At 39.7% G+C, this 8,784-nt stretch carries 10 protein-coding genes; 5 read left to right on the top strand and 5 right to left on the bottom strand.

Going from position 1 to position 8,784, the window contains the following annotated elements; translation table 11 throughout:
- Window positions 1-601, top strand: a 601-nt coding sequence (locus AC1DRF_RS11710; protein ID WP_477740797.1) for a beta/alpha barrel domain-containing protein, incomplete at its 5' end; no start/stop codon positions are given.
- 68 nt (window positions 602-669) lie between these two features.
- Window positions 670-1,581, top strand: a complete 912-nt coding sequence (locus AC1DRF_RS11705; protein ID WP_043976305.1) for an alpha/beta hydrolase — start codon at window positions 670-672, stop codon at window positions 1,579-1,581.
- Here the strand turns inward: AC1DRF_RS11705 and AC1DRF_RS11700 are convergent.
- A complete protein-coding gene (locus AC1DRF_RS11700) occupies window positions 1,578-1,916 on the bottom strand; it encodes an iron-sulfur cluster biosynthesis family protein (RefSeq protein ID WP_028410692.1) in 339 nt (112 codons plus the stop codon). The genes AC1DRF_RS11705 and AC1DRF_RS11700 overlap by 4 nt on opposite strands.
- Window positions 1,917-2,046: 130 nt before the next feature.
- Here AC1DRF_RS11700 and AC1DRF_RS11695 point away from each other — a divergent pair, with 130 nt between their 5' ends.
- A complete protein-coding gene (locus AC1DRF_RS11695; protein WP_013059094.1) occupies window positions 2,047-2,262 on the top strand; it encodes a CDGSH iron-sulfur domain-containing protein in 216 nt (71 codons plus the stop codon).
- A gap of 73 nt (window positions 2,263-2,335) precedes the next feature.
- Here AC1DRF_RS11695 and AC1DRF_RS11690 read toward each other — a convergent pair whose 3' ends face one another.
- Window positions 2,336-3,130, bottom strand: coding sequence for an SDR family NAD(P)-dependent oxidoreductase (locus AC1DRF_RS11690; RefSeq protein ID WP_013084950.1), 795 nt, complete (start codon window positions 3,128-3,130; stop codon window positions 2,336-2,338).
- A gap of 23 nt (window positions 3,131-3,153) precedes the next feature.
- The gene (locus AC1DRF_RS11685) at window positions 3,154-4,110 is read right to left on the bottom strand and encodes an MBL fold metallo-hydrolase (RefSeq protein ID WP_477740796.1); all 957 of its coding nucleotides are present in this window, start codon (window positions 4,108-4,110) and stop codon (window positions 3,154-3,156) included.
- 268 nt (window positions 4,111-4,378) lie between these two features.
- Between AC1DRF_RS11685 and proI the strand changes: the two genes are divergently transcribed.
- Window positions 4,379-5,227, top strand: a complete 849-nt coding sequence (gene proI, locus AC1DRF_RS11680; protein WP_013059097.1) for a pyrroline-5-carboxylate reductase ProI — start codon at window positions 4,379-4,381, stop codon at window positions 5,225-5,227.
- Between the two features lie 137 nt (window positions 5,228-5,364).
- Complete coding sequence (namA, locus tag AC1DRF_RS11675; RefSeq protein ID WP_477740795.1) at window positions 5,365-6,381, top strand: NADPH dehydrogenase NamA; 1,017 nt, start codon at window positions 5,365-5,367, stop codon at window positions 6,379-6,381.
- A gap of 29 nt (window positions 6,382-6,410) precedes the next feature.
- On the opposite strand, the gene rnz is transcribed toward namA, so the two are convergent.
- Together rnz and AC1DRF_RS11665 are read right to left on the bottom strand one after the other, a co-directional pair.
- Window positions 6,411-7,340, bottom strand: coding sequence for a ribonuclease Z (gene rnz, locus AC1DRF_RS11670; RefSeq protein WP_162214938.1), 930 nt, complete (start codon window positions 7,338-7,340; stop codon window positions 6,411-6,413).
- 68 nt (window positions 7,341-7,408) lie between these two features.
- Window positions 7,409-8,767, bottom strand: a complete 1,359-nt coding sequence (locus tag AC1DRF_RS11665) for an aspartate aminotransferase family protein (RefSeq protein ID WP_230183114.1) — start codon at window positions 8,765-8,767, stop codon at window positions 7,409-7,411.
- Between the last annotated feature and the right edge of the window lie 17 nt (window positions 8,768-8,784).

Raw genomic sequence — 8,784 nt, 5'->3', positions numbered from 1 at the left:
GTTTATTGGCGTAAGCAATACCTTTAATCAAAAAAATATTAACAAAAACACCAAAGAAGCTGTACAAACGCTGCTTCCTCTCATTCAGCAGCTCAAGCAGCAAGAATGTTTTATTCGAACTTGCATTTCCACCGCCTTTTATTGCCCGTATGAAGGAAAAATACACGAACGCGACGTGCTGGCCCTTTGCGAAAGCTTTGTGGAGGCTGGAGTGAATGAGCTAAGCGTTGCTGATACAATTGGTATGGCAAACCCTAAAGATGTATTTTCACTTTTCTCGAAATTAAAACAAAACTTTCCCCACATGCTACTTGCTGCGCACTTTCACGATACGAGAGGATTAGCCATTGCAAATATCTATGCAGCTCTGCAAGCCGGTATTAACAGGTTCGATTCATCCGCTGGGGGGTTAGGTGGATGTCCATTCGCTAAGGGAGCAACGGGAAACGTAGCTACGGAAGATCTCGTCTTTATGCTTCATGAAATGGGTATTTCCACTTCTATTAATGAAGAAAAGCTGCTCGAAGCGGTCGCTTTTATCGCTCCTCACATTTCAAGACCGATTGAAAGCAAGCAATACTCTTTATTTGAACAGCGTTAAAAATTAGGTTTTTATGAGAGCGATGCTATAATAAATAATAGCTATATTAACAAAAGGAGCCGCTAATCATGAAAAAATGGCTATTATTAATAGGAAGTGTTTTTGGAGCATTTGCCGCTCTTGGCATCTTTTTTACAAATCAAATGATGTACATCCGTAAAAAGACCGACAAAGTTATTATTGACCGCGATACGGAAGATGGCTTTTATGATGAGAAAGTCTATAGCACTCTTCCTAAAGAAGCATTTGTGCTTCCTTCTTCTTTAGGCTATAACATAGCKGGGACTGTTATTAAACAACACGAACACAACCGATTTATGATTCTTTCGCACGGAGTTACAGTTCATTCACTGAACTCTATGAAATATGCTCGGCTTTTTCTAAAGCTTGGATGGAACGTCGTTCTTTATGATCATCGCCGACACGGCAAGTCTGAAGGGAAAACAACGAGCTACGGCTATTATGAAAAACTGGACCTTCAATCCGTTGTTCATTGGGTAAAAGAACAATTCGGTTCAACTATTTCCCTTGGGATTCACGGGGAGTCTATGGGAGCTGCGACCACTCTTTTGTATGCTGGAATGGAAGACGGAGCTGATTTTTATATTGTCGACTGCCCTTTTTCTGACTTGGAAGAACTTCTTGCCTATCGCTTAAAACAAGATTTCCACCTACCCAAACAGCTTGTCATGCCAGCAGCTAATATTATTTTAAAATGGCGAGAAGGTTACTCATTTAAAGACGTATCACCTATTTCAGTCGTAGATCAAATCAAACATCCTGTTCTGTTTATCCATAGTAAAGAAGATGACTATATTCTTCCTAAAATGACAGAGCAGCTGCATGCCAAAAAAATGGGAGCAAAACGGATGTATTTAGCACCTGTAGGCACTCATGCCCGCTCGTATGCTGATAATCCAGAGGAATATGAACAAGTTATTGAATCATTTTTAGAAAAAATACAAAAAGAAGCGCTTTAAAGCGCTTCTTTTGTTTTATCGATAAATGACATGCGCGGATTTAAAATTTGAGAAGGACATTTTAGCATAAACGCATAGGCACTTTCATTGTAGTCAATCGTCATATTATCATCTAAAAATACTTGCTTTGTTTTTTCGACAAGAACAGGAACAAAATTCGTCTCAATGGTTACATCATCGCTCTCTTTTTCATCAACAATCCATAGCGTCGTTACACCGCTCACAACACAGCCGCATCCATCCGTATCGTATTTTAATTTTAAATATAGTGAAGAATCTTTCCCGTACTTTTCTTGTACTTTTGCTATCGCTTTATCAGTAAAGGTAATATTCATTTTCCTTTAACTCCTTTTAAACTAATTGTATAAACAAACGAAAATTGCTTATATAATGAGTATAATACACATCTCGCTTTCATTAAACTCTGGCGCTTCATATAGATGTGTACAAAAAGGAGGTTTTTTTATGTCAAAAGTACAAATTAAAGTAATGGATAACGGCTCTTTCCGTGTCACTGGAGACGTTGAATTAATTGATGCAGACGGCAACAAATTTGAAACAAAGCCGACATTTTCACTATGCCGATGTGGCCAGTCGCAAAAGATGCCCTTTTGCGACGGAAATCATAAAGGAAAATTTGACTCTTGTGTGCGCGCTGCAAAAATTTTAGACGAGCAGTAGATTCATAGAAATACAGCCTTACTGAACGAAACCATTAACGAAAAACATTGATAACCTGTGGTTAAAGCACAGGTTATTTTCTATTAAACGCATCCCCTGCCAATTTTTCTACGAGCCCCGGGGCAAGCTGATACATCTTCGAGCCTATATTCATCCACTTAGGCAAGTTGACTTCTCGTTTTGGTTTCCCAATAATATTGACCGTTTTTTCAGCTACGTATTGAGGGGTTAACATAAACTTTTCTACACTTTTTTCATAGTTTCCTGATTGGTCTGCTATTGAAAAGAAGTTGGTTTGAATAGGACCTGGATTCACTGCCGTTACATAGATATCTGTTTTCGCTAATTCCATTCGCAGGCTGTTGGTAAACCCTAGCACGGCATGTTTAGAAGCTGAATAGCCACTGGATTTAGGCGTCGCAAGTTTGCCTGCTTGAGAAGCAATGTTAATAATATGTCCTTTGTTTTCTTTTAGCATATAAGCTAAAATTTCTTGTGTACATGCAATTAATCCAATAACATTGACTTGAAACATTGAGGCAATTGTCTTAATCGATGCTTCTTTCACTTCTTCAAATACACCAAAGCCTGCATTATTAATCAGGACATCAACACGCTTAATTTCACTCATCATTTTCTGAACGACTCTTTTGACTTCCTCTACGTTCGCTACGTCAGCTTTGTATATGTAAGAGGTAATCCCATATTTTTGACTAATTTGCTCGGCTACTCGGTGCAGCTTTTCTTCTGTACGTGCAAGTAAAACGGGGACGCCTCCTCTTTTGGCCACTTCATAAGCTAAATGCTCTCCAAGACCTCCCGAAGCGCCTGTAATCACGACATGTTGGTTCTTTAACGAGGATTTCAAATATAACACACCTTTTTTATAAGTTAAGAGCACACAGAATAAATAAGCGTACTTTCTTTTTCATGTGTACTGATTTTATTTGCATCTTCTAAAAAATCGAGCTGACCAATTGTTTCAGAAAGAGTTAGCCCTAGTTCTTTTTCATAAATAGTAGGAAATAGCTGTTTGCAAATATCAAATGCTGTTTGAGGACGTTCTTTTATCATGCTAAGCACTTTATCCGCTCGGTCGCTCTGCTTTTGTAACCGCTCTTGTACAAGTTCGCGAACATGTAACACTTCATCTCCATGACCTGTATAGATACAGTTTATCTCTAAATCAAGCAGACGTCTTAATGAATGATTATATTGAAGAAGCGTTTTAGGTCGCTCGCCGCTTGGTTTCATAGGAGGTTCAATGAGCGGATTAGATGAAATATGCTTTAACAGTAAATCTCCTCCAATCATAACCGCTGTTCTTTCATTGTATAATGCAATATGGCTTTGAGCATGACCTGGTACTTCAAGTACTTTCCAACTCTCTAGGCCCGGAATGTAATCTCCTTCCTGCACAGAAGTTGTAAGAGAACGATGACATGAATACTTCATTGATGCTTTTAAACGTTTTAAATAAGGGCGAAACCTTTCATCTAMGCCGGCTTTCATAAAGTGGTCTTCAAAAAACGCATCGTACCACTCAAAAAAATCTGGATTTTGGGAGATCCAAGGCTGATTTTTCGCATGACCGACTATGGCGATATCTTTATCAAAAAAATCAAGCATTCCTACGTGATCAGGATGGTGATGAGTTAGGACAACTTGCTTAATATCATCTGGTTTTAATCCTATTTCATTAAGCTTTTCTTTAAATACAGACCACGCCGCCTCCGTTTTAATACCAGCATCAATTAGCGTAACGGTCTGACCTTTTATAACAAAAACATTCACATCTCCTACCGCAAAAGGAGTAGGCAGCACAATTTTATATAATTGCTCATTCATCTGTATTTTTGCTCCTTTACCATCGCATTTTCTTTTAAGTTTACACGATTTTTCCTGTTATTTATACAATTGCATTCGTTTTCTGAAAATTACATTGACATCCTTCTCTTTTTCATTGCATAATGACAGAAATATAGTGAAGTTTTATTCATATCTTTAGATAACTATGCATTTTATAAAGAAGAGATACACAAACACAAACCTTTAACAGATACTGAAATCTCAGTATCTGTTTTCATTGGATAGCAAATGACTGGAGGAACTTTTAATGAAAACGGATTTAAACATCGCCTTTATTGGAGCTGGATCAATGGCTGAAGCTATGATCTCAGGGCTGCTGTCAGATAAAAAGCTTCGCCCCAATCAAATCACCGTAACAAATCATAGCAACGATAAAAGACTTCACGAACTTCGAAACGCATATGAAATTAACATTACGCGTAATCATGCCTTGTTAATCGAAAAAAGCGATATCGTCGTGCTTGCTATTAAACCAAAAGACGTAGCGGAAAGCATCGATACGATTAAGTCTTATATTCGTCCGCACCACCTCGTTCTCTCTGTTTTAGCAGGTGTATCGACTGCCACAATTGTAAACTTGTTTGACCAAGAAGTAGCGGTTGTAAGAGCTATGCCAAATACATCGGCCTCTATTGGATTATCGGCTACAGCCATTGCACCCGGCAAGTTTGCTACAGCAGAGCATATGAACGTTACTACTGCTTTATTTGAAACGATTGGTACGGTTACAACTGTAGAGGAAGAGCAGCTTCACGCTGTAACAGGACTATCTGGAAGCGGCCCAGCGTATGTCTACTATCTAGTAGAAGCAATGGAAAAAGCAGCTGAAAAACAAGGCTTGGATACGTCAGTGTCAAATGAACTAATTCTTCAAACTCTTATCGGTGCTGCAGAAATGCTGAAACAGTCACCTAAAACGCCAGCCGTACTTCGAAAAGAAGTGATGAGTCCGGGCGGCACAACGGAAGCAGGAATCGAACAGCTTATTTCTCATAACTTCCAAGAAGCCATGATGCAGTGTATTGAACAAGCTACAATTCGCTCCAAATATTTAGGAGATACGATTGACGAAAAAATCTCGAGTAAACGTTCGTAAAGGTTCACCTCTTTCTAAAAAAAGAAAGAGGTTTTTTTATGATTAAAAATGGATAAGCAGATTATGTGAAAGAAAATTCAATGCGGTGATATAATAACTTTTGTTTAGAGTATCGAAATAATTGGAGGTTAAACCGAATGACAACAAAACTATTTTCACCTTATACAGTGAAAGATGTAACATTAAAAAACCGAATTGTAATGTCACCAATGTGTATGTATTCATGCGAAAAGGAAGACGGCGTAATAACCGACTTTCATATGGTTCACTACACAACTCGTGCGGTTGGACAAGTAGGTCTCATTATGGTTGAAGCCTCAGCTGTCGTGCCACAGGGTCGTATTTCAGCTCAAGACTTGGGAATTTGGAATGATGAACAAAAAGATGGATTAACGAAACTTGTGACACAGCTAAAAGAAAACGGTGCAAAAACAGCTATTCAACTTGCACACGCAGGACGTAAAGCAACTGTTGAAGGCGATATTTATGCTCCTTCCGCTATTGCTTTTGATGATAAAAGTAAAAAACCTGTGGAAATGACCACAGAACAAATTCATGAAACGATTTCTGCCTTTAAAGAAAGCGCTCGACGCTCAAAAGAAGCTGGATTTGATATTATCGAACTTCACGCTGCACACGGTTATTTAGTACATCAATTTCTATCGCCGCTAAGCAATAAACGCAGCGACGAATATGGCGGCAGCGCAGAAAATCGCTATCGTTTCTTAAAGGAAATTATTGAAGCTGTGAAAACAGAGTGGGACGGCCCTTTATTTGTCCGTGTTTCTGCTTCTGACTATACAGAAGGCGGATTAACAGTCGATGATCACGTTGCATTTGCAAAATGGATGAAAGAACAAGGCGTCAACTTAATCGATGTTAGTTCCGGTGCTCTTGTACACGCTCCAATCAACGTATACCCTGGCTATCAAGTGCCGTTTGCAGATAAAATTAAGCAGAAGGCAAATATTGATACAGGCGCAGTTGGATTAATTACAACAGGACGACAAGCAGAAGAGATTCTGCAAAGCGAACGCGCTGATTTAATTTTTGTTGCGCGCGAACTTCTGCGCGATCCGTACTTCCCGCGCACGGCGGCAAAAGAACTAAATGAAACAATTTCAGCACCCGTTCAGTACGAACGCGGATGGTAAAAAAAAGAYGAGGATATCCTCGTCTTTTTTTATGAAATCGTAAACCGTTTCAAATCTTCTGCTATGTCGGTATTTGGAAAAATTTCTTTTGCTCCTTCTGCTAGCCGGCTGACTGCGTCTCCTTGGTAACGCGAACTAATATGAGATAAAATAAGACGCTCGGCCGATGCTGTTTTAGCGATTTCAGCGGCTTCTTTTGCAGTAGAATGAAAATAGTTGTAAGCAAGCTCCTCGTCTCCCGCTGAAAAAGTAGCTTCATGGACTAAAACATTTGCATGCATAGCAAGCTGAACACTTTGCATGCACTTTCTTGTATCTCCTAAAACCGTGATGACCTTCCCTTTTTTAGGCTCTCCTACAAATTCTTGACCATTGATTATACGCCCATCTTTTAATACTACTTCTTTCCCTTCCTTTAACTGCTGATAATGAGGCCCCGGGGGAATATTCATCTCTTTTAAACGCTGAACGTCCAGTGATCCTGGCAAATCTTTTTCGACAACTCGATATCCATAAGATAAAATGCCATGTTCAAGTTTGCCAAACTCCACTGAAAAAGTTTCATCTTCAAAAATCGTTCCACTTTCACTTTCCTCTTCTATTTCAACAATCTCTAGAGGATATTGCAGATGAGTTTGACTTACAGCCAGCGTGACTTCAATAAATTCTTTAATTCCTTTTGGCCCGTATACAGTAAGCAGCGATTCTCCGCCTTGAAACGAACGGCTTCCAAGGAGTCCAGGCAATCCGTAAATATGATCACCGTGAAGGTGCGTAATAAAAATTTTCTCAATTCGCCTCGGTTTAACGGTTGTATGTAAAATTTGATGCTGAGTTGCTTCTCCACAATCAAAAAGCCACACCGCCCCTCTTTCTTGCAAAAGTTCGAGCGCAAGAGATGAAACATTCCGCTGTTTCGCCGGTACTCCTGCACCCGTTCCTAAAAATAACAATTCCATTTTCTACTTCCTCCTTCACACGTACAAAAAGCCTGTAAGTATATTATACAGGCTTTTTGCAAACTTACCTATTTGATGCTGTCAAGCGCATACGTAATAGTAGCTAATAACAGCTCAATATCACTTTCCTCAATGTTGAGAGGCGGCGAGAGGGTGAGAACATTATTATAGCCGGCCACCGTTGCTCCATTTTTTCCAATAATGACTCCTTTGCTTTTGCATTTAGCAATCACTTCATTTACAAGATTAACGTCTAACGGTGCCTTCGTTTGTTTATCAGCTACAAGTTCAATTCCAATTAAAAGCCCTTTACCTCTTACGTCTCCAACGTATGGGTGGCTATCGATAAGCGGCTTTAGCTCACTTAATACGTAAGCTCCAAGCTGTTTAGAACGGTCAAAAAGATTTTCTCTCTCCATAATTTCTAAATTCTTTAATGCCAGTGCACACGCAGCTGGACTTCCTCCAAATGTATTAACATGGCGAAAATACTCGTACTGATCGCTATCTTTGAACGCTTCATAAATTTCTTTTTTAACAGCAGTTGCAGAGAGCGGAAGATATGCGCTTGTAATTCCTTTTGCCATGGTAATGATATCTGGTTTTACATCGTAATTCATAAAACCAAAGGCTTCTCCTGTACGTCCAAAGCCGCAAATAACTTCATCTGCAATTAAAAGTGCACCGTGTTTTTCACACGTTTCTTTTACGCCTTTCATATAATTTTGAGGCGGTAAAAGAATTCCTCCTCCTGTAATAATTGGCTCCATAATAACAGCGGCAATCGTTTCACTTAGCTCCCACGTCATAACATTGTCAATATCTTTTACAGCTTGAAGCTGTTCTTTCGGTGCATCGTAGTCATCTTGCCCTCGGTACGAATCAGGCGGGGCAACGTGAATAAAGCCAGGGGCAAGCGGTTCATATTTATATTTACGCTGAGCTTGGCCCGTTGCTGCTAGTGCGCCCATTGAATTCCCATGATACCCTCGGTAACGCGAAATAAATTTGTAGCGAGAATGCTCTCCTTTTTGCTGATGGTACTGACGCACAATTTTAAAAGCCGTTTCATTTGCTTCAGATCCGCTGTTTGAAAAGAAGATAACATAGTCATCACCTAGCATTTCATTTAGCTTCTCTGCCAGTTTGATAGCAGGTACGTGAGATTGAGTGAGGGGAAAATAAGCCAGTTCTTTTAGCTGCTCATAGGCTGCGAGCGCTAACTCATCCCGTCCATACCCGGTATTTACACACCAAAGCCCTGCCATTGCATCTAAATAGCGATTTCCTTGCTCATCTGTAATCCAAGCACCTTTTGCTTTTGTAGCTACCATCGTTGCATCCGGACTGTATGGTTTCATTCCATGCCATACATAYTGCTCATCTTTTGCACGCAGATCTTTTTCATTTTGACTGACCTGTACCATCTTATCCACTCCCAAAT

The sequence above is a fragment of the Priestia sp. P5_B4 genome (assembly GCF_056400385.1).
Note: the sequence above shows the minus strand (reverse complement) of the source record. Positions and strands in the feature narration are given on the sequence as shown.